Source organism: Pseudomonadota bacterium (assembly GCA_039818985.1).
Classification (GTDB): Bacteria; Pseudomonadota; Alphaproteobacteria; order Sphingomonadales; family Sphingomonadaceae; genus Alterisphingorhabdus.
In genome coordinates, this window is the sequence record JBCBSU010000001.1 from 954,893 (window position 1) to 979,388 (window position 24,496).

The following is a 24,496-nucleotide window of genomic DNA, read 5'->3' on the forward strand; positions in this document are numbered from 1 at the left end:
CTATTCCGCTGCTTCTTGAGGGAACCAGCGCATCACGCCGCTCTCCATCGGGGTCCATATCCCGACGGTGACACCAATCTCGCCCAGCGTGCCGCCGGTCCAGTTGTTGCAGCCATAGAGCAGCGAATAATAGCCTCGTGCCGGGTAGAACAGATCGGTGGCGCCATAGCCGGCTATCGGCTCGGGACGTTGCCCATCAGTGCTGGCGAACCTGGCCTTGATAAGATCGATCAGCTCCGCGTATTGGTCCTCACTGATGGTCACGCGGCGGGCATAGGGGCCGTCCCTGACATATTGATAATGATAGATATGCATCAGCGTCTCATCACTGCCAAAGGCGGCATTGAGCAGCGGGCCGGGTTTCACATCGGCCCAGCGTTCGGTCTCGAGATAGAAGCTGCGCTCACCCCAGCTGAAAGAGAGATATCGGCCCAGCCGTGAGGGATCAGGCAGGTCCGAAGAGGGAAGGAAGTCGGCCCAGTCATGCGCCCCATGAATACGCGGCACGATGATCGCAGTGTGTACGCCATTGGTTTCGATGAATATGTCGACGCCGCTCTCCGGCTCGCGCCACTCGGCATTGGTGCCGATCAGTCCGCCCATGATTGCGGCGGCGTAGAACAGACCGCATCCGAGAAAAATCCAGGCGATTATCTTGCCGATCAGTCGGGCAATAGCCGCAATCAGGTTCAGACCATCAGTCTTTTGCGCAGCCATAATATGCTCCACTCGCCATCGACCAATTGGTGCGCCAGCCGTAGCCCCTGCTGGCGATAAGCGTGCAGCACGTGCTCAGTCTGGTCGTTCATCAGGCCGGCCAGCACCAGGTTGCCCTTGGATGAAAGGGCGGGAGCGATATCCCCGGCCAGATCAATCAGCGGTCCGGCAAGGATATTGGCGGCGATGAGCTGATAGGGTGCGCGCGCATCGAGCAGCGGGTCATCCATGCCCTTAGCGATGACGGTGGTGATCTCACCCTGGCGCATACCCGCTTTCAGGCCGTTGGCGGCAATATTCTCGGCGATGACATCGGCGCAGACCGGGTCGATATCGCTGGCAGTGACATAGGCGCGGGGCCAGAGATGATGCGCTGCAAAAGCGAGCAGGCCGGTGCCGCTGCCAAGGTCGAGAATGGTATCGGCGCGCGCGCCGCTGCGGCGGATATGATCGAGCATGGCGAGGCAACCGGTGGTGGTCTCATGGTGGCCGGTGCCAAAGGCGAGACCCGCACCGATACGGATATTGACCACGCCCTGTTGGTCGCTCGGATCATGGTCAGGGGTGTGCACATGGAAGCGCCCGGCACGTATCGGTTCCAACCCTTGTTGGCTGACCGTGACCCAGTCCTCGTCTTCCAGTCTTTCCACTTCAGGCTTCACATCCGAGTCTGTAGCTATGCCGTCCAGTGTCGCGAGCATGGCCTTGTCGGGCTTGGCATCGCTGTAGATTTCGATGATCCAGTCATCCTCGCTGCCCCTGTCGGCGCGGCGGGTGACGAGCGTCGGCAAAGTGCCACCAACGGCTAGTGGCAGATCATCGATGCCCAGCGCCTCGGCTTGGTCGCGCGAACAGGGCAAGGTAATTTTCCAGCTCTCGCTCATGATGCAATCCCGAAAATCCGTGCCGCATTGCCGCCGAGAAACAGGGCGCTTGCCTCTTCGTCAAGGCCAAGCTGTTCCAATCCTTGCAGCGCCTTTGCCGCAGTCATCATCGGATAGTTGGTACCGAACAGGATCTTGTGCCGCCCATGGCCTTGTATGTAGCGTACCAGCTCTCGCGGGTAGCGCGTCACGGTATACGCCGAGGTATCGATGAACACATTTTCATGCTTGGTGGCAATCGCAATCGCCTCTTCGGTCCATGGATAGCCGATATGCCCGGCGATGATGGTGAGTTCGGGGAAATCCAGCGCGACCTGATCGAGATAGATGGGGCGTCCCGGCTCTGAAGGCATTAGCGGCCCGGTATGGCCAATCTGGGTGCAAAAGGGCACGCCAAGCTCGCAGCACAGTGCATAGATCGGGTAGAAGCGACGGTCAGTCGGCGGCGCCTGCCACAGCCAGGGTATGATGCGCACGCCCTTGAAGCCGAGTTCGGTAATCGCGCGGCGGATCTCGCGGATCGCGTCCATCGGCCTGGCATAATCACCACCGGCAATGCCGATCAGGCGTCCGCTGGACTCGCTGACAAATTGTGCAACCTCGTCATTGGAGATCATGACATTACCGGGCGCATACCAGGCGCTGCTGAGCATGAAATCAACGCCGGCCTGATCCATGCTGGCGACGGTTATTGCCACCGGAATATCGGTTTCCGGCGCGGCCTCTTTGGTCCAGCGGCGCAGCGAGTCAAAAACCGGATCCTGTGAATGGCGCAGGGTCGGGTGCTGGCCCCAGGCATCGATAATCATTGGTATATCCTAGGCTTAGCGCACATAGCTGGCGCCATTGGCGTCGAGTACCGCGCCGGTCATCGAGGGCGGGGCGGTGAGGGCACAGAATAGAGCGATTTCGGCAATTTCCTCTGGCTGGGCGACGCGGCCCAGTGGGATATCCGCCAACAGCTTGTCACCGCCGCGACTGGCGAGATAGTCTTCGGCCATGCCGGTCATGGTGAAGCCGGGGCAGATGGCAAAGGCGAGGATATCCTCGGCGGCATAGGCGCGGGCGATGGTCTTGGTCATCGCCACCATGCCGCCCTTGGACGCAGCATAATGCCAGTGCGCCGGGCTGTCGCCGCGATAGGCGGCGCGGCTGGCAATATTGACGATACGACCGCCGCGTTGCGCCTTTTGCCAATGGCGCACCGCGAGGCGGCATAGCTCCGCTGATGCGGTAAGGTTGATCGCCATGGTCTGCTGCCAGTCAGTGAGCCAGTCCTTATGGTCCTGATCAAGCGGACTGGCGGCAAACAGTCCGGCGTTGTTGATCACCACATCGATACGGCCATCAAGCTGGTCGAGCGATTTTTGCCACAGGGCCGCGGCTGCGCCAGGCTTGGCGAAATTCGCGGCAAGCTGCCCTTCTGCGGCGCTTCTAGCCTGACCGACGACATGATGCCCTGCGTGTCTGAGCTTTTCGGCAATGGCGGCACCAATGCCGCGGCTGGTGCCGGTCACCAGGATATGCTGTTTGCGTTCCATCGGCCAAGCTTATGCGCCTGAACCGTCAAAGGAAAGTGTTGATGCTGCGTCAGCCGATGCTGTCGGCAAAACGCTCCGAACGGTCGCGCAGCTGGTTGAGCTGGCCATCAAGCTTGGTAAAGCCATCGCCGACCCGGTCCATTTCGGCTGCCATATTTTCAGTATCGGTGCGGATGGTGGCGATGGTGCCCGACATCGAGTCGGCGGCGAGTGCTGTCTCGTCGACCGCGGCGGTGATCATCGTGACCGTCTGTGCCTGGGCTTCCATCGCCTCACGGATGCGGTCGGCGGATTTCTGGACATCGCCGACAGTGTCGCGGATCGCGGCGTTGGAATCGACGGTTTCCTTTGTGGCTTCCTGTATTGCGGAAATCTTGCCGGCAATATCATCGGTGGCGCGTGCGGTCTGGTTGGCGAGGCTCTTGACCTCTTGCGCCACCACCGCAAAGCCGCGCCCGGCTTCTCCGGCGCGTGCCGCTTCGATGGTGGCATTGAGCGCCAGCAAATTGGTCTGTCCTGCGATTTCCCGGATCAGGCCGAGAATCGACTCGATCGACTGGGCATGGGCAGAGAGTTTCTCGGTGCTGGCCACCGCATCTGTGGCGCCGCTGGCGGCACGATTGGCGATGTCGGCAGCGGTTTCAACTTCGACCCGGGCATCTTCTATTGCACGGATCAGGCCAGCAGCGGTCTGTGCCGCCTCGCGCATGGCAATGGCCGACTGTTCAGCGGCAGCTGCAACCTCGGATGATTTGCTGAGCATCCCACGTGCCGCGCCCGACGCATCATTGACCTGGCCGTGCAGCGTTTCACCCAGACTTGCGGTCGCCTGGATTTCTGCATCGACCTGCGACTTGAACAGGTTCGAATTTTCCGAAATGCGATTGCCGGCATCCTGCTGGTCCAGCATGGCAATGGCCGAAGACATGATTTCGACCTCGATAACCTGGATCTGGTTGAGTCCCGCGCTCAGCCGGGCGAAATTCTCCGGCTCGTCGCGCAGATTGTCGAACAATATGCCATGGGCCCTTTCATAAGTATGGGCGACCGAGGCAATAAGCTGCCAATGGTCGATGCCCATATCCTTGGCGACAACAGCATTATGAAATGCGGTATGCACCCATTTCTGACCATCGAGATTGTTGAATTTTTCACGGGTAAAGTCAGCTATCTCACGGATACCGGCTTTTCTTGCCTCCGGATTATTGCCAAATTTCGGTCCGAATCTGGTGGTTCGGCAATAATGCTCCCAAAATGTCTCGGCGATCTCTTCCAGCCGGTCCGCAAGCGCATTGAACACTTCGCGGCCCTGATCGGGCAGGGCACCATCCGGGTCAAACTGGCGCAACCGCTTGTCGATCGACAGTTCGCGATCGATATCCGCGCGCGAAATATGCTTGGAGCGCTTGTTGCCGGAAGCAGGCGTTTGTAGCGACATGAAAACCCTCGAACAATGAGACTGGCCTGCACTCTATGCCGCTGTGGTTAACAGCCGGTTATTATTGCCCTGCAAACACGGCATTTTTGCGAAACCGCAGGGGCCGTTCGCACGATGCCGTAGCGATAGTCCGGAAAGCGGCGGATTTTCGGTGAAAGGCCATTTGCAACATGTCCGCAAATCGCTACATGAAGGCCAATTGCTTGTCAGGTGGGACTGGAGAGAACCATGACACAAAAAAATCCCAGGCCGTTATCGCCGCATCTTTCGATCTGGAAATGGGGGCCGGCGATGGCGGTTTCCATCCTGCACCGCATTACCGGTGACGGCATGGCGATTGTCGGTGGGTTGCTGTTCAGCTGGTGGCTGTTCGCTGCTGCGAGCGGTCCTGAATATTATGGCATGTTCGAGGATATCATGGGCAGCTGGGTCGGCTATGTCGTGCTGATCGGCCTGAGCTGGGCCTTTTTCCAGCATCTGCTCTCCGGCCTTCGCCACTTCGTGCTCGATGTCGGTGCCGGATATGAAGTCGACGCCAATAATATGTGGTCGACAGTGATACCGCTGCTGGCGCTGGTTCTCACCGCCGGTTTCTGGGCGCTGATCCTGCTGTAACGGTACAGGCGCCCAGCAAGAGCAAAGACAACAGGGATTGAGACATGGGTAACGGAACGCAATTGGGGAAGGTGCGCGGACTGGGGTCTGCCCGCCATGGGGCGCAACACTGGATCGTGCAGCGCGTCACCGCGATCGGCAACATGTTGTTGCTGACCTGGTTTATCGTGTCGATGCTGCAACTGGGCAGCTATGATTATGTGACCGTTACTGCCTGGCTGTCCTCACCGCTGGCGGCAGTGGCGATGATCCTGCTGTCAATCTCGGTTTTCTGGCATTTGCGGCTCGGTCTGCAGGTCCTGATCGAAGACTATGTCCATGATCACGGCCTCAAATTCGGGGTGCTGATGCTGCTGAACATCTATGCCATTGGCGGTGCAGCACTCGCCATTTTCTCGGTTGCCAAAATTGCCTTTACAGGAGCTCTCTGAGCATGACGGATCAGTCGACCCAGCCTGCCTACAAGATTATCGATCATACCTATGACAGCGTCGTTGTTGGCGCTGGCGGTTCGGGCCTGCGCGCCACCATGGGCAGCGCCGAGGCGGGTTTGAAAACCGCCTGTATCACCAAGGTTTTCCCGACCCGTAGTCATACCGTAGCGGCGCAGGGCGGTATTGCCGCATCGCTGGGCAATAACACGCCCGATCACTGGTCGTGGCACATGTATGATACGGTCAAAGGCTCGGACTGGCTCGGTGACCAGGACGCAATCGAATATCTCTGTCGTGAGGCACCGGCGGCGGTCTATGAGCTGGAGCATGCCGGCGTGCCGTTTTCGCGCAATGACGATGGTACCATCTATCAGCGGCCCTTTGGCGGTCATATGCAGAATATGGGCGAGGGCCCGCCGGTGCAGCGCACCTGCGCCGCAGCAGACCGCACCGGCCATGCGATGCTGCATGCGCTGTATCAGCAGAGCCTCAAATATGATGCAGACTTCTTCGTCGAGTATTTCGCCATCGACCTGATCATGGAAGACTCGCCCGAGGGTAAGGTCTGTCGTGGCGTAATTGCGATTTGCCTGGAAGACGGCTCGATCCACCGTTTCCGCAGCCATGCGGTCACCCTGGCCACCGGCGGTTATGGCCGCTGCTATTTCTCCGCCACCAGCGCACATAGCTGCACCGGTGACGGCGGCGGCATGGTGCTGCGCGCCGGCTTGCCGTTGCAGGATATGGAGTTTGTTCAGTTCCACCCGACCGGCATTTATGGCGCGGGCGTTCTTATTACCGAGGGCGCGCGCGGCGAGGGCGGTTACCTCACCAACTCCGAAGGCGAGCGCTTTATGGAGCGTTATGCGCCATCGGCGAAAGATCTCGCCAGCCGCGACGTTGTCTCACGTTGCATGGCGACCGAAATTCGCGAAGGCCGAGGCGTTGGCAAGGAAGGCGATCATATCTTCCTGCATCTCGATCATATCGATTCCAACGTGCTGGCCCAGCGTCTGCCGGGCATTACCGAGACCGGAAAAATCTTTGCTGGGGTCGACCTGACCCGCGAGCCGCTGCCGGTGGTGCCGACAGTGCACTACAATATGGGCGGTATTCCGTGTAACTATCATGGTGAGGTGATCAATCCGAGCCAGGATGATCCCGATGCGATTGTCCACGGCCTGTTCGCCGTAGGTGAGGCGGCCTGTGTTTCCGTCCATGGCGCCAACCGTCTCGGCTCCAACTCGCTGATCGACCTGGTGGTCTTTGGCCGTGCCACCGGCCATCGCCTCGCCGAGACGATCAAGCCGGGCACGGCGCACAAGCCGCTGCCAGGTGGTTCGGAAGAGCAGGCGCTGACCCGTCTCGACCATTTCCGTCACGCCAGCGGTGGATCGCCAACGGCGGAAATCCGCACCGAAATGCAGAAAACGATGCAGAAGCATTGCGCTGTGTTCCGCGATAATGAACTGCTCGCCGAAGGTCAGGAGGCTATGGCCAAGGTATGTCAGCGCATGGGCGATGTCCATGTCACTGACCGCTCGCTGATCTGGAACACCGACCTGATCGAAACGCTCGAGCTCGACAATCTGATGGCCCAGGCAGTGTGCACCATGGAAAGCGCCGCCAACCGCAAGGAAAGCCGCGGCGCGCATATGCATGAAAACCATCCCGATCGCGATGACCAGAACTGGATGAAGCACAGCGTCATCACCTTCGAAGGCTGGGGCGGGAATGGCGGCAAGACCGAGATCGGCTATCGCCCGGTGCATGAATATACACTGTCGGACGAGGCTGAGTATATCGAGCCGAAGGCGCGGGTATATTGATCGGGGCAGGGTCTCGCGGAAGCGGCTACCCTTAGCGCTGGCTCAGCCTGGTTTCTGACCTTCGAACTTGACTATTTTGCTCTCCGGGGTGCTATCCGCCAGCTCCTCGATATCGAGAATATCCCCCGGCGTGCATTCCAGTGCCTCGCATATTTTCGCCAGTGTTTCGAAGCGTACGCCCTTCACCTTGCCGGTGCGCAGCAATGACAGATTGGCCTCGGTCACGCCGATCTCGGCCGCCAGCGCCTTGGCGCGCATCTTGCGCCTGGCCAGCATGACATCGAGGCGGACGACAATCTGCATCATATGAACTGGCTGTTTTCGGCGTTGAGTGCCTGCGCCGCCTGTGAGGCAAAGGTGAAGACGCGCGCGACGAGGTAGAGCAGGGCGCTGACCACGATCAGAGCGAGATAGATGGGGTCATAGTCGATGCTTCGGATCGAGAAGGGTTCGGCATGGACCAGTGCGACAAGGACCGGTGAGACGAACAGCGCGGCCAGCCCTGCCAGCGCTATCGCGATGCCGACGCGCTTCAGATGCTGTGCTGTCGCCGCGGCCCACAGCTCGGTGGCGGCCAGCCGGTGCAGAAAGCAGCGTAGCTCCCAAGCACCCCAGAGCAGCGGCACCACCGCTATTGATGTCGCCAGATTGTTGGCGACATGGCCTAGCGCGGTGTCCATGGGATAATAGCCGCTGCTCGACAGCGAGGAGATGACCGGTTCGCCGATTTCCTCCCAGACATAATAGGCGGTTACCAGCAACAGGATCATCGAGGTCCACTGGGCGTAGCGGTGGGCGAGACTGGCGACGCTTGCCGCCGAGCGATCAAGCGCACTGGCCCCGCTATCGCCGTTGCCGGTCGTGTCAGTCATCATCATAGACATCCCGCATGCCGGGAATGTTAGCAGTGACTGCTGTCGGTGCAAATGTTTCGCTCATATAGGCACCGCCGGGCAGAGGGACATAATATTCAACGCTGAAGCGCGTCGGCCTTCGGCCATCGGGATCATCGAACATTGATCCTTTGAGCGATGCAGGCTGATCGTGATAGGCAACCGAGGCGATGATCAGTATCGGCCCGACATCATCACCGAAATGCTCGGCTGCAACGCCGTCCTCCGGACGGCCGGCATCACGCAGCAATTTGCGATGATAGGGGTGGTTGAACCAGCGCAACACCGCGTCGCGGTTCTCGAACCAGGCCATGATCAGCTCGACACCGTCATGCGAGCGTGCGGTGTGGACATCATAAACGCCCTCGACCGATTTCATCGACGATATGATCTTTGCCGATGCCTCTAGTGCGCGTTCGATGCGGCCGGATCTATCCTCCGCGTCCGCAGCTTGCGGTGCCTGGGCGGCGGCAGGAGACAGCGGAGCAGCGATAAGCGACAGCGCGAGAATGATCTTGATAGATTTTACGGACATGGAGGATCTCCTTAGGGGGAAGGGATGGCGGAAAAACGATTAAAAAGACAATTAATTATTGTCAATTGATAATTTATATCCACTGTCATTCTATCCTAGCGTCCTGAAAAAGTGGATTTCTCGCCGCGACAGGATCGCCTTCACCCCCAATTCAGCTTTCTTTCCATAGACGAAGCGTTCCGTGTGAGCGACGAATCGTTGGGAGTATATGATGGCCTTTGGCAGAGATAATGATGGTGAGCGCAAAGAGCGCAGTCCGGGTTTCAAACTGGCAATAACCGTGCTGATCGGCGGACTGCTGATCATACCTTTGGTGATGGTCTATGCGCTGGTTTATGACCGGCAGAACCAGTCCGAAACCGCGCGTAAGGCTATCGCCGAAGGCTGGGGTGACGCCCAGATTGTTGCCGGACCGGTGCTGGTAATTCCCTTCGACAAGGACAATATCGAGACCTATGAGGAGGACGGCGTCAAGAAATCGCGCACCGTCACCGTTACCCGCTCGCTCTATCTGTCGCCGCTGGAGAACAGCACCAGTGTCGATATCGCCGAGGAAGTGCGGCAGAAATCCATCTACCAGTCGGTTGTCTATGATGCCGGGGTCAAGGGGCAGGCGCGCTTTGCCATCCCCGAGGATCTGGCGCGCTATGGCGTCGATCCGGAAAAGCTGAAGCTCAACCAGGCGGAAATCCGTTTTGCCGTGGCCGATCCGCGCGGGCTGAATTCCGGCAACACCCTCATGGTCAATGGCGAGGTTGCCGAGCTGCGTCCGGGCAATGGTCTGGCGGTGAGCAATGGCGCCGGGTTTTTTGCCTTTCTCGACTGGTCCGATGGTGAGCCACTGACACTGGATTATAGCTATGGCATGCGCGGCAACGGTCGGTTGACCCTGGTGCCGCGTGGCGGAGAGACGAACTTCACCGTCACCTCCAGCTGGCCGCACCCCAATTTTGCAGGGGATTTCCTCCCCGATGAGCGCAGCATCGATGACACTGGCTTCACTGCGAAATACAGCATCGGCAATCTGGCGCTGGGCCAGGCGCTGGTGCAGCTTGAGGACAATGCGCCTGCGGTGGATTATGAATATGAAGTCTTTGGCGGACGCTCTGCAGAGAGCCTGGAGAACAGCCCGGTTATCTCGCTGATCGAGCCGGTCAATATCTACAGCCAGGTCGACCGTTCGGTGAAATATGGCTTTCTGTTCATCGGCTTCACCTTTCTGACCTTCCTGCTGTTCGATATTATCGCCGGTGCACGGGTTGCGGCGGCGGAATATCTGCTGACCGGTTTCGGACTGGTGCTGTTCTTTGTGCTGCTGCTGGCCTTTGCCGAGGTGATCGGTTTCAGCTTCGCCTATTTCGGCGCGGCTGCGGCGATGATCGGCCTGATCAGCGCCTATAGCGCAGCGGTGCTGGGCGGGGTCAGACGTGCCGGTTTTGTCGGCGCGATACTGACTGGTCTCTATGCATTGCTCTACGTGCTGCTCAACATGGAAGCCTATGCCTTGCTGGTCGGCTCGCTGCTGCTCTTCGTAGCCCTTGCTGCGGTGATGTATGTCACCCGCAATGTCGACTGGTCGGGGCTTGGCCATAAGGGCGGGACAACGCCGGATCAGGCTGTAGCGGAAACAGCCTGACTCGCAAGTGATGATGGGGCCGGGGACATTCGTCTTCCGGCCCTCTATCTGGAACCCGATCCCAAATCTTTTCCGTTTACCGTTGAACAGCCAATGCGGGGAGTCACGCATTTTACGGTCTGACCGTACTTTGCGATTACGGTTTGCGGGGCTAAGACACATGCCATGAAGGCGGAAAACGATACAACCAGACTGACCGAGCGGGAAAAAGACTGTCTACGCCGCTGGCTTGAACATAAGACCGCCAAGGAAATCGCTTTGGAGCTGGGAGTTTCGCATCACGCGGTGGAGAAGCGGCTCAAAATGGCGCGCATGAAGCTGGGGGTCAGTTCCTCGCTCGAGGCGGCACGGCTGCTCGCACAGGCCGAAGGGTGCGAGCGCAAAGTAGCCCAATCGACGGACCTTCCGAATGTTGTGCCGGCAAAGCATGGATGGACTCCTCATTCTATCGCTATTGGAGTAGTTGCCATGTTTCTTTGTACCGCACTTGCCCTCGTTCTTTATCAGCAAGCCGCCCCGGACGGTGACCTGGCTGCATCCGCTTCACAAACAGAAGCGCACCGCCTGATCGATGAAGCGACGGTCACCAGGATCGCTGAGGTTACGCAAAGAACGTTCGAGTATTTGGACACGGACGGTTCGGGCTTTCTCGAACAACCGGAATCGCCCTCCATACAATTTGCTGTCTTTACTTCGAGCGCCTTACTGGATGCCGAAGAGCAGATTGAACGCGCCCTTGAAAAGACGACATCCCAGGACACTGTCCAGCTTGCCGAATTCTACAGCGAAGCCGATCGAGACGGTGACGGTAAGGTTTCCTATGCCGAATATCATGATTGGTCGGCCCCGCGGCTGGCGCAATTGGGTATTGATCCCGTCAATGACTTAAAGCCCGACGGTTGACCATGGCCGAAAGCCGATTGTCTCGGGCAATGATGGACAGCCGTGATCGGGCGGGATAGTCTTGTGGCAAGAAACAGCCATGATGAGAAAGGCCGCAAATGGCCACTATTCTGCCCGGTGACGGGTCCCACAGCAATCAGGACAAACGCCAGCACAAGCCACGGCGGATGAAGGGCAGGCACTTGCCGGTCATCGAGTTCCGTTCCTCGACCATGGCCTGGCTATTCAAATCGGGGCAGGGCTGGCAGATACTTGCCGCCACTGCGGTCGGTTTCGGCATTGCTGCCTATTTCGAATATGCCGCCTATGCCGCGATTGCTGTTGCCGTGCTGGCGATTCCCTATCTCACCTATAAATTTCTGCGCAACCGTACCTCGATCTACTGGCTCGATGGCGACCGGCTGTTTATGCGCCGCGGCATTATCATGCGCGCCGAAGAGGAAGTCGAACTCTATCGTATCAAGGATGTGAAGGTGACCTTTTCGATCATCCAGCAGATGTTTGACAATGGCGATCTGGTGATGTCGTCAAGCGACAAGAGCAGCCTTTCGACCGATGGCCGCAATGCGATCATCGTGCGCAATGTGCCCGATGCGCGCTCAATCCGTGGCGAGATCCGCGACCGTGTCGAGATGGTGCGGCAGCAGCGCGGCGTGCGTGAACTGGATATTGGCTAGGGTTCGAACCCCGATTGCACCGGGAATGGAGACGATGATGGGCGCAAAATGGATCACCGGCTTTTGCGCTCTATGTGCCGCGGCCATGCTTCCAGCCACCGTACAGGCCGAGCTGACCGCTGCCGAACAGGCAATCGATACCACTGTCGAAGCGCAATATGGCTATCATGTCGCATTACTGGAAAAGCTGACCAACCAGAATAGCGGCACCCGCAATATCGAGGGCAATCGCGCGGTAATGGCGATGTTACGCCCCGAATTTGAACGGCTGGGCTTTCGCGTCGAGATTGTCGACCAGTCCGAAGTCGGGCGCGCCGGGCATTTCTTCGCCATTCGTGAAGGCAATGGCCAGGGCCGCAAAATGCTGCTCATCGCGCATACCGACACGGTGTTCGAGGCGGATTCGAACTTCCAGACCTTTGTCCGCAATGGCGACACCGCAACCGGTCCCGGTATTGGTGACGACAAGGGCGGCATCATCATCATTCTGGCCGCGCTGCGCGCGATGCAGGTGGCAGGAACGCTGGAGGGTGCCGATATCGTTGTGGCGATCACCGGTGACGAAGAAGATGCCGGTGACCCGATCAGCATCTCTCGTGCCGATCTGGTCCGCTGGGGTCAATGGGCCGATGTCGCGCTCGATTTCGAAGGGCTGTCGGTTCAGGACGGCAGGGATATGGGGGTAGTGGCGCGGCGCTCTTCGAACAGCTGGGAATTGCGCACCACCGGCCGTAGTGGTCACAGCTCGGGCATCTTCTCGGAAAATGCCGGCGATGGCGCGATTTTCGAGCTGGCACGCATCATCGCCCGGTTTCGCGAGGAGCTGCCCGAACCCAATCTGACCTTCAATGTCGGTCTGATATCGGGTGGTGCGCGGGTGGAACTGCATGAGACCGGCCTGCATACGGCGGCATCGGGAAAGACCAATATCATCCCGGCCATGGCGCTGGCACGGGGGGATTTTCGAACGCTCTCCGAGGAGCAGAGCGAGCGGGTGCGTAACAGGATGCGCGCCATTGTCGCCGATCATCTGCCGAGGACCGAAGCCAGCATCACCTTTGATGAAGGCTCTTATCCGCCCATGGCGCCGACTGAGGGCAATCGCGCCCTGCTGGCTGAGCTCAATGCCATCAACCGTGATCTGGGGCTGGCCGAGCAGCCAGAGCTGGACCCGTTGAAGCGTGGCGCCGGCGACGTGTCTTTCGTGGCGAAATATGTCGATGCGCTGGCGGGCATGGGTACTGCAGGCTCCGGCGCGCATAGCGAGCGTGAAACCGTGCATCTGCCCAGCATCAAGCGTCAGGCCAAGCGCGCGGCAATATTGATGAGCCGACTGGCGCAGCAAACTTCCGATTGAATTCTTTTGAATTCAAACGCTTTTCAGATATGAAAATGACATGGTGGCCCGGCGCAAAGACACTCTTCAACTGCCCAAATATGCGCTGTGGCTGACCCTGCCTCCGATATTCGTGTTTCTGGGCGGTGACATTCTCTACGGTCTGCTGGGATGGCATGATGAGTTTCGCGTAGAGAGCCTGCCTCCCCAGGGATGGGAGCGCATCGAGGCCGGCCTGAGAGCCATTGTGCTCACATCATTTTTGCTCGTCATGAGCGTAATGATTTTTATCATTGTCGTGATGGCGCTTGAATTGACTACCATGTTCGGCCCGCAAATGCGCAAACAGTTGATACTGGGCAGTCTTCTCATCGTCGGAGCAGTTATCGTCTCTTTCGTCATCACCGCAAGGACCGACCTGATCCCAAAGATGGAGAGCTACACCGGCACAGGTTTTTTCCATGAAGCGTTATCGTTTCCGCTTGCAGGAGACGACATTCCTGCAAGCGGCAATAATAAGGCGGTTGAAGCAAGCAGCGTGGCACGCGCCGGAAAGTCTGCCAGTCTGCTCTCCACATTGCGCGGACTGATCAGTGTCTTTCAGTCTCTCTCGCTACCCTGTGTCGCGATATTGATAATGGGCACGATATCGACTCTGGCCACCGGCCGAAACAACGCGAAGACGATATTCGTGATCCAGAGACGAAGGCTTCAAATATACCTCAACCACTCTGCTCTGTATCTTGCATCCGGGGTGATTTTCCTGATGGCGTGGCTGCACTGGCCGACATTCCTCTATGAAAGCGGTTCTGCCGGACTGAAACAATATCATTTCCTGATCAATGCCATCGGATTGTATTTTGGCGTCAATTTCTCCCTGGTGCTTCTCTCCTACTATATGCCGGTCCGCATATTGCAGCGAGAGCTGTTCGGCGATGAAGCTGTGGATGATGGCAATCAGGCCGAAGCCGGGCTGACGGTCATAAAACAGCTTCTGCTTCTGGGTGCGCCGGTTATCGCCAGCGCAGTGCCGCCGTTGGTGGATTTGATCACCAGCCTCTAGCCCTGCTCCGATCGTCCTGCAATCACCGCCAGCGCAGATTGTCCGGGCCTAGTTCGCCGATCGCGGTCTTGCCCATCAGCTTCATGCCGCGCTCTATCTCGGCGCGCAGATTGCCCAGCGTCCGTTCGACTCCAGCCTGTCCGGCAGCGGCCAGAGCATAGAGATAAAGCCGCCCGCCCGAACAGGCGGTTGCCCCGCTGCTCAACGCCTTCAATATATGTGTACCGCGTTGGATACCGCCATCGCAGATAATCTCTATCTCGCCGCCCACCGCATCGACAATTTCGCGTAGCTGGTCGAACGGCGCGCGGCTGCCGTCGAGCTGGCGGCCGCCATGGTTGCTGACCATGATTGCATCGGCGCCGATTTCGACGGCTCGGCGGGCATCCGCGGCGGACATCACCCCCTTCAGGCAGAAAGTGCCGCCCCATTGCTCTCGGATTTGCGCGGCATCGGACCAGTTCATCGACTGATCGAGCATGGTGTTGAAATAATCGGCGACCGAGATCGCGACATTGCTGCCCTCGGCGACATGGGTGTCGAGATTGGGCAGGTGGAATTTCTCGCGGAACAGATAGTTGAGCGTCCAGCGCGGATGCGCCGCAAAGCTGATCGCCGATGCCGGGGTCAGGCGCGGCGGAGAGCTGAACCCGGTGCGCAGGCAACGCTCGCGATTGCCGCCGACAATGGTGTCGACGGTCAGCGCCAGCGCATCGAATTTCGCCGCCTGACAGCGCTCGATCATCATCCGGTTGAGGCCCTTGTCCTTGTGAACATAGAGTTGGAACATCTTGGGTGTGGAGATGCTCTCGCCAATCTCCTCGATGCTGACCGTCGCCAGCGAAGAAATGCCAAACCAGGTATTGAAGGCCTGCGCCGCTGCAGCCACCGCACGCTCTCCCTGCCAGTGAAACAACCGCTGCAATGCAGTGGGCGAGAGGAACAGCGGCATTGCAATATCGCGCCCCATAATCCGCACCGAAAGATCGATATCCTCAACGCCGGCCAGCACATCGGGCACCAGATCGCAGCTGTCATAGGCGCTGCTGTTGCGTGCTTTGGTCACCTCATCATCGGCGGCGCCGTCGATATAGTGGAACACCGGATAGGGCAGTCGCGCCTTAGCCATGCGGCGGAAGTCCGCAATATTGTGGCAATCTTTCAGGTGCATGCGAGGCGTATTTATCAGCTTTTCGGTGCTGCCGGGAAGCGGCACCCGCGCTGTTTCCCGATACCTTTGAGGAAGCTGCGACGGACCACCCCGGCATAGACCGCCTGGTCATAACGGCGCTGTTCGGCCGCAGCGCCGGTAATTTCACGGACCAGCCCGCGAAACGGGATCAGCCCACCAACCAGCGACTTGCCGATCGAACCGGCGGTCTTGCGTCGCTTGTCGGCCTTGCTGTCTTCCTCGACGACATCGAGATCATCGCCGAGAACCTTGTCGAGACGTTTCACCGCATTGCGGATATCGCCGCAACTGCGTATCCCGTCGAGCGAATAGGGTGCCTGTTCAATCTCCTGTAATTCCTTGGGAATCTTGGTTTTCTTCAGGTTGAGATCATTGGCGGGTGTGGTCGCGACGTCCATTGCAGTGTCCTTGTCATCCTTTTCGGGACTCGCAGTCTGAGCCTGTCCAGCCGTGGCGATGGCGAGTGCCAGTCCGGCCCCGAGCATCAGCGTGAAACTCCTGGCTTTGGTCATGATTAGCCCTTTCTGTCCGTCGATGATTGGTGAGCGCGGCATTACAGGCTGCGCGCCGAAAATGTGTCGCAACTGGCCGGATCCCCGGTTTCCAGCCCGCGGCGCAGCCAGCGCATGCGCTGTTCGGATGTGCCGTGGGTGAAACTTTCCGGCATCGGTCGCCGACCGGCATTGCGCTGCAATGTGTCATCGCCAATGGCATTGGCCGCGGTCATGCCTTCCTGTACATCACCGGGCTCGATCCGCGCCGCATTGCGGGCCGCCCAGACACCGGCATAGCAATCGGCCTGCAGTTCCATCCGCACTTGCAGGTCGTTGCTGCGCGCCTGGCCCGCCCGTTGCTGTTCGCGGCGCACATTGGCGGTGCGGCCGGTGATCGTCTGAATATGGTGCCCGACTTCATGCGCCACGACATAGGCCTGGGCAAAATCGCCCGAAGCGCCGAAGCGCTGCGCCAGATCATCGAAAAAGCTGTTGTCGAGATAGATGCCATTGTCTGCCGGACAGTAAAATGGTCCCATAGCTGACTGTGCTGCACCGCAGCCGGATTGGCCGGAACGGTCGTAAAAGGTCAGCGAGGGTGCCTGATAGCGTGCGCCATTGCTGGCGAAAATGTCGCGCCATGTGTCCTCGGTGCTGGCCAGTACCTGGCAGACAAACCGGCTTTGCTCGTCCACGGCACAACTTTCCAGCGGAGTATTGCCGCCGGCCTGTTGTTGGCTCGCCGGCGCCTGTGCGCCGGTATCGAGGCCCTGCAACAGGGTCTGCGGATCGGCGCCAAAGACAAATATTGCGATCAGCGCGATGATGATGGTTCCGATACCCAGTTTCCCGCCACCAACCGACCGGCCCCGGCCAACAGGCACACGAAAACCACCACCGCGACCGCGCTGGTCGCGGATATTTTCGCTGGTGCGATAATCATCAAGCCGCATGTCGTGATTCCCCGTTGCGTGTCGGCACAAAGACAGTAGGACAGGACAGGCAAAAGACCAAGGGTGACCCGGAATATGGCCAAGAATCTCGGCTATGACAGCAAAGCCGTCGATGACATGCTGTTGCGCAAGCGGCGTGAGGCGCGGCAAAAGCCCAAGGGGCTGGACGGCGAGAAGGTCATCCCGTTGCCCGATACGGTGGCGCTGGTGCTGCAAGGCGGCGGCGCGCTCGGTTCCTATCAGGCCGGAGTCTATGAGGCACTGGCGGCGCAGGATATCCGCATAGACTGGGTCGCCGGCATATCGATCGGAGCGATCAACAGCGCGATTATCGCCGGCAATCCTTTCGATACCGCATGGGAACGGCTGCGCGCATTCTGGGAACAGATCACCAGTGGTGGCCCGAACTGGTTGTTCGCCGACAATGGCTATTGGCGCCAGCTCAACCATCGCTTCGGCGCCTTTGCCGCCGCCACTACCGGGGTTCCAGGCTTTTACCGGCCACATTTGCTGCCGCCCGGCTTTGCCCTGTCGGGCAGCGACAATGCAGTGAGCATTTACGACACCGCGCCGCTGATCGATACGCTCAATGCCCATGTCGACTGGGACCGGCTCAATGACGGGCCGATGCGGCTGTCGGTCGGGGCGGTGGATGTCGAAAGTGGAAACTTCATCTATTTCGACACCCGCGATCCGGTGCATCCGACGCGCATCGACGCGCGCCACATATTGGCCTCGGGCGCGTTACCGCCGGGCTTTCCGCCGATCGAGATTGACGGGCGGCATTATTGGGATGGCGGCATTGTCAGCAACACGCCGCTGGCGCATGTGTTGGAGAACCAGACCACCGACATGCTGGTGTTCCAGGTCGACCTGTTCCCAGCGCGCGGGCCCTTGCCGCAGGATTTCGATGATGTGCTCAGCCGGATGAAGGATATTCGCTATTCCAGCCGCACCCGCGCCGTCACCGACCAATATCTCAAGCTGCGGCGCGAGCATGAAACCATTTGCTCGGTGCTCAACAAATTGCCGCCCGAAGTCTGCGCCGATGAGGATGTCGCCAAATTGCGCGCCATGGTCAGCGAGAAGGCGGTCAACATCGTCCATCTCATCTGCCAGGTGGATGAGTGGGAGAGCGGTGCGCGTGATTTCGAGTTTTCACGTCCGACCATGGAGCGGCACTGGGCTCAGGGCCTGGATGCAGTGCTCGCGGTGATTGAGAAACGCGGCCTGCTGGCAAAGAATATTCTCGATGGCCGCACCGCCGCTTTTGATCTCGGCAATTGAGCGCGGCGGCTATCCCTGAATATCCATCACAAAAGGACAGGCAATTTCCCATGTTTCTCAAAGACAAAACCGCTCTGATTACCGGTTCGACCTCGGGCATTGGCCTGGTCTGCGCCCAGGCGTTGGCGGCGCAAGGCGCGAATGTCATTATCAACGGTTTTGGCGATGCGGATGAAATAGAAAAGGAACGCGCGGCGCTGGCGGCGGCGAGCGGCGGCAAGGCGGCCTATAGCGATGCTGATCTCACCAACCCGCAAGCCATTGCCGGCATGTTTGCCATGGCTGATGCGGATTTCGGCGGCGTCGACATATTGGTCAACAATGCCGGTACCCAATATGTTGCCAGTATCGAGGAATTCCCGCCCGAGAAATGGGATCTGATAATGGCGCTGAACCTGAGTTCAAGCTTTCACACCGCACGCCATGCGGTGCCAGGGATGAAGGCCAAGGGCTGGGGCCGGATCATCGCCACGGCTTCGGCGCACAGCAAGGTCGCCAGCCCGGGCAAATGCGCCTATGTCGCCGCCAAGCATGGCATTGACGGCTTTACCAAGACGCTGGCGCTGGAAACCGCCGAGCATGGCATTACCGTCAATGCGGTCAGCCCCGGCTATGTCTGGACGCCGCTGGTCGAGGCGCAGATACCCGACACCATGAAGACCCGCGGCATGACCCGCGAGCAGGTGATCGATGATGTGTTGCTCAAAGCACAACCGACCAAGGAATTTGTCACCAAGGAACAGGTGGCGTCGCTGGTGGTCTATCTTTGCCGTGACGAAGCCAGCGCGATTACCGGCGCCAATCTCAGCATGGATGGCGGCTGGACGGCGCAGTGACGATTGTTTCTCTATATTTTACTAGCGACATCCGTTCGTCCTGAGCCTGTCGAAGGGCTGCACTTTCTGTGGAGAGAAGAACAGGGGTTGGTGCTTTGCACCGTCTTCGATTCCGATAGGCTCAGCCCGAACGGTGGGGTAAACTACCTGACGATTGGCCAGATAACCGCTGACAGCCTGTAAATGAGCAGCTAGCTTCAATTCCATAGAACAAGAAACTGCTGGAGGGCGTCTGACCATGACTATCAAGAAGATCCTGCTATCCGCTGTGACGCCATTGGCTGCGATCGCCATGACTGTAGCTGCACCTGTGGCGTCGGCGGATGAACTGCGCGATGCCGTGGTTGCTGACATGCCCTCGCTGATCGCGCTGTATCGCGATCTCCATGCCAATCCGGAGCTCAGCTTTCAGGAGTTCCGTACCGCCGCCAAGCTGGCCGAGGAAGCGCGGCGGCTCGGCTTTACCGTAACCGAGAAAGTCGGCCGGACCGGGGTGGTTGCCGTTCTGGAAAATGGCCCCGGACCGGTGGTGATGCTGCGCGCCGATATGGACGGCCTCCCGGTCGAAGAGCAGACCGGGCTGCCCTATGCCTCGACCGTCAAGGCGACCACTTCCAAGGGCATCGAAAGCCCGGTGATGCACGCCTGTGGCCATGATACCCATATGACCGCCTGGGTCGGCGCCGCGCGCCAGCTGGCGGCGCGCAAGGATCAATGGTCGGGCACGCTGGTGATGATTCTTCAACCCGCCGAGGAGATCGGTTCAGGCGCCAAGGCGATGCTCGAGGACGGCTTGTATGAGCGCTTTCCCAAGCCGGACTATGTGCTGGGCTTTCATGATGCGGCGCAGATTCCGGCCGGGATGATCGGCTATACACCGGGCTATGCGCTGGCCAATGTCGACAGTGTCAGTATCAAGGTTAAGGGCATAGGCGGCCATGGTGCCTATCCCGCTACCGCCAAGGATCCTGTGGTACTGGGCAGCCAGATCGTGATGGCGTTGCAGACGCTGGTCAGCCGCGAGGTCGATCCGCAGGAACCGGCTGTGGTGACGGTCGGCAGCTTCCGCGCCGGGGCCAAGCATAATATCATCTCGGATGAAGCCAATCTGCTGATCACAGTGCGCAGCTATAGCGATGAAACCCGCAAGATACTGATTGACGGCATTGCGCGTATCGCGCGCGGTCAGGCGATTGCCGCTGGCCTTCCCGAAGAGCTGATGCCTGAGGTGACGATGGACGACGATTTCACCCCGTCAGTCTATAACAGCCCGGAATTTACCCGCGATGTCGCCAGCCTGTTCAAGGCACGTTTTGGCGATCGGCGCGTGCTCCAGACTCCGGCGGTGATGGGGGGCGAAGATTTCAGCCAGTTCCGTCGCGCCGATCCGGACAATATCCAGAGTCTGATTTTCTGGGTCGGCGGTGTATCAGACGAAGACTGGGCGAAAGCCGATGGTGATGCGAGCAAATTGCCGTCGTTGCACAGCCCGTTCTGGGCTCCGGATGCTGAGAAAGTGGTGGCTACCGCTACCGAGGCGATGACCGCGGCCACGCTGAAACTGATGGCGAAGTAATGGCTTGAGCAGCCTTATTAAAGGTTTGCAGCCTAGATTTTGATTTCGCTGCGATTTGCTTTTTTGAGCGTGACCGGCTCAGGTCCGCCGGTTCCGCCATCGCCCGCTTTACCGCGAGGTCCCTGGTTGAGATTATTGTCGACGCTGTTTTCGCCAATTGTCGGTTCCGGATCGGTGTCCGCGCTCTCGCCAAAATCATCGATCGGTGCAGCGCTGAACGGGTCAATGGCAAAGCCTTCCGCGGCGAACGGGTCGGTATTGATATCGGGATCGGCACCGGTGCCCTCAATATCTTCTGCGCTGGGGCCAGCGGCATTGCTCACAGCGCCGGATGGCGGAGCGGCAAAGAGCTTTTCGTCGGCAGGTTTGGCTGCTTCAACCGCTGCCGCCGCATTGCCCTTGACCTTGATATCGCTCGACAGATTGTCGGCCATCAAGGCGATAAGCACCAGAAAGCCTCCGGCAGCGATCAGAACCGATTTGAGCATATGATGGTCGCCCTTTGCGATAAAATGGTGGCGTGTGGCCATAGCGCATGGGCGTAAACAAACATTAAAACCGCCGGAGCACAGTGGCTCCGGCGGGTGGGGCGAACCCCGGACTTTCCTCCCCAGGAAAGCAGGTCAGACGCGCTGGCAGTGACCGGTACGGTGTCTGCCAGCGGTCAATCGGGTGATCAGGCAGCGTCCTTCTTGAACTGGTCAGCCTCGGTGCTGTCAGCCAGAGCCGTGGTTGAGCTCTGACCGCCACCGATGGCGGTGGCAACGGCATCGAAATAGCCGGTGCCGACCTCGCGCTGGTGGCGCGTGGCGGTATAGCCATTGTCTTCAGCACCGAATTCTGCCTGTTGCAGCTCCGAATAGGCTGCCATGCCGCGATCCTTATAGCCACGGGCCAGCTCGAACATGCCGTAATTGAGCTGGTGGAAGCCGGCCAGCGTGACGAACTGGAACTTGTAGCCCATGGCACCCAGCTCGCGCTGGAACCTGGCGATGGTGTCCTTGTCGAGATTGGCTTCCCAGTTGAAGCTGGGCGAGCAGTTATAGGCCATCATCTTGCCCGGATGCGCTTTCTGCACCGCTTCGGCAAAGCGCTTGGCATCGTCGAGATTAGGCTTGGAGGTCTCCCACCACAGCAGGTCGGCATGTTCGGCGAAAGCGATGCCGCGCTTGATGCAATGGTCGACGCCAGTGCCTTCCTTGAGACGGAAAAAGCCTTCGGGCGTACGCTCGCCGGTGAGGAATTCGTGGTCGCGCTCATCGACATCCGAGGTGATCAGCTTGGCGCTTTCGGCATCGGTGCGGGCGACGATTACCGTCGCCACACCGCAGATATCGGCAGCCATGCGCGCCGCATTGAGGTTGCGGATATGCGCTTGGGTCGGGATCAGCACCTTGCCGCCGAGATGGCCGCATTTCTTTTCCGATGCCAGCTGATCCTCGAAATGGACACCGGCAGCGCCCGCTTCGATATAGGCTTTCATGATCTCGAAACAGTTAAGCGGGCCGCCGAAACCGGCTTCGGCATCGGCGACGATTGGCGCGAACCAGTCGCGTGTCGCTCCGCCTTCGCTATGCTCGATCTGATCGGCTCGTTGCAATGTACGGTTGATCTTCTTGGCCAGTTCCGGGCCACTATTGGCCGGATAGAGCGACTGGTCAGGATACATGGCACCGGCGACATTGGCATCGGCGGCGACCTGCCAGCCGGAGAGATAGATGGCTTTCAGACCGGCGCGCACCATCTGCATCGCCTGGTTGCCCGACAGCGCGCCGAGCGCGTTGATATAATCCTCGGTGCGGAGCAGGTCCCACAGCTTCTCGGCACCGCGCTTGGCCAGGGTATATTCGACCGCGACCGAGCCGCGCAGCCGGGCGACATCATCAGCGGAATAGGGACGGTTTATACCATTGAAGCGGCCCGGAACAGCCGGGACAAGGGTGTTGAAATCAGTCATGTTATTTGCCTTTCTGCAGGGAGGAAGACGCCTTTGCGGCGACATCATGGCATTGTCATACGCCGTTGCAGGGCTGTGTGTCTCTAAAATTGACATGATTTTTCTGTCAAAATGATATTTCTTCAGGAATATATTGTAATTTTGTAAATACCATTACAAAAGATCAGCATGTCTCAGGATAAAGTCTTCGCCGGTGCCGCGCTGCGTCGTCTCCGCCTGTCGCGCAAGCTGACGCAGATCGCCATGGCCGAGGCGTTGGGCATTTCCGCCAGCTATCTCAACCTGCTCGAACGTAACCAGCGTCCGCTGACCGCCCGGCTGATGCTGGCGCTGAGCGAACGCTTCGATTTCGATCCGCGGCTGCTGCTGGCGGATGAGCCGGGTGGCGGCGTTGAGGCGATGATGCGTCGGTTCAACGATCCGCAATTTGCCGATCTTGCCATTGATCGCCAGCGCCTGGCCGAATGGGCGGTCAACGCGCCTGAACTGATGCAGGCCTTTGCCCGGCTGCATGACAGCAGGGCGGTGTCTGGCAATGCCGACGATGCTGGTGATAACAGCCATCCCGCCATCGCGCTGGTGCGGCGCGAGATAGAAAAATGGCGCAACTATTATGGCGACCTCGATGTTGCGGCCGAGGAAATGGCCGATGAATTGCGGTTGGCCAATAGCGACCTCTATGCGGCACTGAGCGACAGGCTGCGCAGCCGTCATCAGATCATGGTGCGGGTGTTGCCGGTCGAGGTGCTGCCCGACCATCTTTACCGCCTCGACATGCATGCGCGGCAGTTGCAGCTTTCCGAGATGCTCGACACTTCGTCGCGTACTTTTCGTGCGGCCTATATGATTGCCCAGCTTGAGATGCGCGATGCGGTGCAGGCGCTTGCTGCAGGCGCGGCTTTTGATAATCGCGGTGCCGAACGGCTGTTCCAGCGGCACCTTTACGGCTATATCGCCGCAGCCATCATCATGCCCTATGGTCGCTTTCTGCGTGCCTGTGAACAGACCGGCTATGACATTGCCATTCTCCAGCGCCGCTTTGGCGCCGGGCTGGAGGAAATCGCCCACCGGCTGACAACATTGCAGCGTGTCGGCCAGCGCGGCCTGCCCTTTTTCATGGTCCGCGTTGACCGGGCAGGGCAGTTTTCCAAGCGCTATAGCGGCGCGAGTGGTGCCAGTTTTGTGGAAAGCGGTCGCAGCTGCCCGTTATGGCATCTGCACCACAGCTTTGCCCGGCCATCGATCCTGCAGGTGCAGCTGGTCGAAAGCGAGGATGGCAAACAATGGCTGACCCTGTCGCGTACGGTGAATGGCAATAGCAGCCCGGCACGCGGCAATACGCCGGATATGAACGGCGAGGAACCGGCCTATGCCATCGGCATCGGCATTGCGGCGGAACATGCGAGTCGGCTGTGCGCGCATTATGCGCGGGTGGCTGAGGCGAGCGGGCCGACTCTCATCGGCCCGGGCTGCCACGGCTGCCATCGTCCCGACTGCACCCAGCGCGCGACACCGCCAGCAGGTAAAACCTTGTTGTTTGACGATCGTGCCCGCCGTGCGGCACCATTTATCTTTCATTCCGAATAGGCCTCATAATGACCCGCGATCGCCGATTTCTGCCGCTTTGCCGACTAGTGGCGAGTGAGATCGGCATCGATTCATGCTATCGTTGCAGAGGTGTAAAGTTAATCGACACTTTA

25 protein-coding genes are annotated in these 24,496 nt (G+C 59.2%); 12 read left to right on the forward strand and 13 right to left on the reverse strand.

Annotated features, from left to right (window positions below; translation table 11 throughout):
* From AAFX04_04465 to AAFX04_04485, 5 genes are read right to left on the reverse strand one after another with little or no spacing between them, the layout of a single operon-like run.
* Positions 1-717 (reverse strand): TIGR02117 family protein, encoded by a 717-nt coding sequence (locus tag AAFX04_04465; GenBank protein ID MEO1044673.1) that lies wholly within the window; start codon positions 715-717, stop codon positions 1-3.
* On the reverse strand, positions 690-1,601 hold the full coding sequence (locus AAFX04_04470; GenBank protein MEO1044674.1) for a 50S ribosomal protein L11 methyltransferase: 912 nt from the start codon (positions 1,599-1,601) through the stop codon (positions 690-692). The genes AAFX04_04465 and AAFX04_04470 overlap by 28 nt, the downstream gene beginning before the upstream one ends.
* Positions 1,598-2,416, reverse strand: coding sequence for an amidohydrolase family protein (locus AAFX04_04475; GenBank protein ID MEO1044675.1), 819 nt, complete (start codon positions 2,414-2,416; stop codon positions 1,598-1,600). The genes AAFX04_04470 and AAFX04_04475 overlap by 4 nt, the downstream gene beginning before the upstream one ends.
* 9 nt (positions 2,417-2,425) lie before the next feature.
* On the reverse strand, positions 2,426-3,142 hold the full coding sequence (locus AAFX04_04480; protein ID MEO1044676.1) for an SDR family oxidoreductase: 717 nt from the start codon (positions 3,140-3,142) through the stop codon (positions 2,426-2,428).
* A gap of 49 nt (positions 3,143-3,191) precedes the next feature.
* Positions 3,192-4,580 (reverse strand): methyl-accepting chemotaxis protein, encoded by a 1,389-nt coding sequence (locus AAFX04_04485; protein ID MEO1044677.1) that lies wholly within the window; start codon positions 4,578-4,580, stop codon positions 3,192-3,194.
* Between the two features lie 228 nt (positions 4,581-4,808).
* Here AAFX04_04485 and sdhC point away from each other — a divergent pair, with 228 nt between their 5' ends.
* From sdhC to sdhA, 3 genes are read left to right on the forward strand one after another with little or no spacing between them, the layout of a single operon-like run.
* A complete protein-coding gene (gene sdhC / locus AAFX04_04490) occupies positions 4,809-5,195 on the forward strand; it encodes a succinate dehydrogenase, cytochrome b556 subunit (GenBank protein ID MEO1044678.1) in 387 nt (128 codons plus the stop codon).
* Between the two features lie 44 nt (positions 5,196-5,239).
* Positions 5,240-5,626 carry a succinate dehydrogenase, hydrophobic membrane anchor protein gene (gene sdhD, locus AAFX04_04495; protein ID MEO1044679.1) on the forward strand — a complete coding sequence of 129 codons (387 nt, stop codon included), beginning with the start codon at positions 5,240-5,242 and terminating at the stop codon, positions 5,624-5,626.
* 2 nt (positions 5,627-5,628) lie between these two features.
* Positions 5,629-7,458: a succinate dehydrogenase flavoprotein subunit gene (gene sdhA, locus AAFX04_04500; GenBank protein ID MEO1044680.1), complete on the forward strand. Its 1,830-nt coding sequence runs from the start codon at positions 5,629-5,631 to the stop codon at positions 7,456-7,458.
* Between the two features lie 42 nt (positions 7,459-7,500).
* Here the strand turns inward: sdhA and AAFX04_04505 are convergent, their stop codons facing one another.
* The 3 genes from AAFX04_04505 to AAFX04_04515 are packed head-to-tail and all read right to left on the reverse strand — an operon-like array spanning position 7,501 to position 8,886.
* Complete coding sequence (locus tag AAFX04_04505; GenBank protein ID MEO1044681.1) at positions 7,501-7,761, reverse strand: helix-turn-helix transcriptional regulator; 261 nt, start codon at positions 7,759-7,761, stop codon at positions 7,501-7,503.
* Positions 7,761-8,336, reverse strand: a complete 576-nt coding sequence (locus tag AAFX04_04510; GenBank protein ID MEO1044682.1) for a hypothetical protein — start codon at positions 8,334-8,336, stop codon at positions 7,761-7,763. The genes AAFX04_04505 and AAFX04_04510 overlap by 1 nt, the downstream gene beginning before the upstream one ends.
* Positions 8,323-8,886: a hypothetical protein gene (locus AAFX04_04515; protein MEO1044683.1), complete on the reverse strand. Its 564-nt coding sequence runs from the start codon at positions 8,884-8,886 to the stop codon at positions 8,323-8,325. The genes AAFX04_04510 and AAFX04_04515 overlap by 14 nt, the downstream gene beginning before the upstream one ends.
* A gap of 208 nt (positions 8,887-9,094) precedes the next feature.
* Here AAFX04_04515 and creD point away from each other — a divergent pair, with 208 nt between their 5' ends.
* From creD to AAFX04_04540, 5 genes are all read left to right on the forward strand, one after another.
* Complete coding sequence (gene creD / locus AAFX04_04520; protein ID MEO1044684.1) at positions 9,095-10,522, forward strand: cell envelope integrity protein CreD; 1,428 nt, start codon at positions 9,095-9,097, stop codon at positions 10,520-10,522.
* Positions 10,523-10,687: 165 nt separating this feature from the next.
* The gene (locus AAFX04_04525; protein ID MEO1044685.1) at positions 10,688-11,425 is read left to right on the forward strand and encodes a LuxR C-terminal-related transcriptional regulator; all 738 of its coding nucleotides are present in this window, start codon (positions 10,688-10,690) and stop codon (positions 11,423-11,425) included.
* Positions 11,426-11,523: 98 nt separating this feature from the next.
* The gene (locus AAFX04_04530; protein MEO1044686.1) at positions 11,524-12,102 is read left to right on the forward strand and encodes a PH domain-containing protein; all 579 of its coding nucleotides are present in this window, start codon (positions 11,524-11,526) and stop codon (positions 12,100-12,102) included.
* Positions 12,103-12,139: 37 nt separating this feature from the next.
* Positions 12,140-13,459, forward strand: a complete 1,320-nt coding sequence (locus AAFX04_04535; protein MEO1044687.1) for a M20/M25/M40 family metallo-hydrolase — start codon at positions 12,140-12,142, stop codon at positions 13,457-13,459.
* A gap of 40 nt (positions 13,460-13,499) precedes the next feature.
* Positions 13,500-14,501: a hypothetical protein gene (locus AAFX04_04540; protein MEO1044688.1), complete on the forward strand. Its 1,002-nt coding sequence runs from the start codon at positions 13,500-13,502 to the stop codon at positions 14,499-14,501.
* 22 nt (positions 14,502-14,523) lie between these two features.
* On the opposite strand, the gene AAFX04_04545 is transcribed toward AAFX04_04540, so the two are convergent.
* The 3 genes from AAFX04_04545 to AAFX04_04555 are packed head-to-tail and all read right to left on the reverse strand — an operon-like array spanning position 14,524 to position 17,140.
* Positions 14,524-15,672, reverse strand: coding sequence for an alpha-hydroxy acid oxidase (locus AAFX04_04545; GenBank protein MEO1044689.1), 1,149 nt, complete (start codon positions 15,670-15,672; stop codon positions 14,524-14,526).
* 14 nt (positions 15,673-15,686) lie between these two features.
* Positions 15,687-16,205, reverse strand: coding sequence for a hypothetical protein (locus AAFX04_04550; GenBank protein ID MEO1044690.1), 519 nt, complete (start codon positions 16,203-16,205; stop codon positions 15,687-15,689).
* A 41-nt stretch (positions 16,206-16,246) separates the two neighbouring features.
* On the reverse strand, positions 16,247-17,140 hold the full coding sequence (locus tag AAFX04_04555; protein MEO1044691.1) for a neutral zinc metallopeptidase: 894 nt from the start codon (positions 17,138-17,140) through the stop codon (positions 16,247-16,249).
* 75 nt (positions 17,141-17,215) lie between these two features.
* On the opposite strand from AAFX04_04555, the gene AAFX04_04560 reads away from it, so the two are divergent.
* The 3 genes from AAFX04_04560 (at position 17,216) to AAFX04_04570 (ending at position 20,839) form a co-directional block, all read left to right on the forward strand.
* On the forward strand, positions 17,216-18,427 hold the full coding sequence (locus AAFX04_04560) for a patatin-like phospholipase family protein (GenBank protein MEO1044692.1): 1,212 nt from the start codon (positions 17,216-17,218) through the stop codon (positions 18,425-18,427).
* A 50-nt stretch (positions 18,428-18,477) separates the two neighbouring features.
* Positions 18,478-19,263 carry a 3-hydroxybutyrate dehydrogenase gene (locus AAFX04_04565; protein ID MEO1044693.1) on the forward strand — a complete coding sequence of 262 codons (786 nt, stop codon included), beginning with the start codon at positions 18,478-18,480 and terminating at the stop codon, positions 19,261-19,263.
* A gap of 238 nt (positions 19,264-19,501) precedes the next feature.
* Positions 19,502-20,839 (forward strand): amidohydrolase, encoded by a 1,338-nt coding sequence (locus tag AAFX04_04570; protein MEO1044694.1) that lies wholly within the window; start codon positions 19,502-19,504, stop codon positions 20,837-20,839.
* 32 nt (positions 20,840-20,871) lie between these two features.
* Here AAFX04_04570 and AAFX04_04575 read toward each other — a convergent pair whose 3' ends face one another.
* Positions 20,872-21,327, reverse strand: a complete 456-nt coding sequence (locus AAFX04_04575; GenBank protein ID MEO1044695.1) for a hypothetical protein — start codon at positions 21,325-21,327, stop codon at positions 20,872-20,874.
* Positions 21,328-21,515: 188 nt separating this feature from the next.
* Entirely contained in the window at positions 21,516-22,796 is a 1,281-nt protein-coding gene (aceA, locus tag AAFX04_04580) for an isocitrate lyase (protein MEO1044696.1), read from the reverse strand.
* Between the two features lie 168 nt (positions 22,797-22,964).
* Here aceA and AAFX04_04585 point away from each other — a divergent pair, with 168 nt between their 5' ends.
* Positions 22,965-24,383, forward strand: coding sequence for a short-chain fatty acyl-CoA regulator family protein (locus AAFX04_04585; GenBank protein MEO1044697.1), 1,419 nt, complete (start codon positions 22,965-22,967; stop codon positions 24,381-24,383).
* Positions 24,384-24,496: the final 113 nt, after the last annotated feature.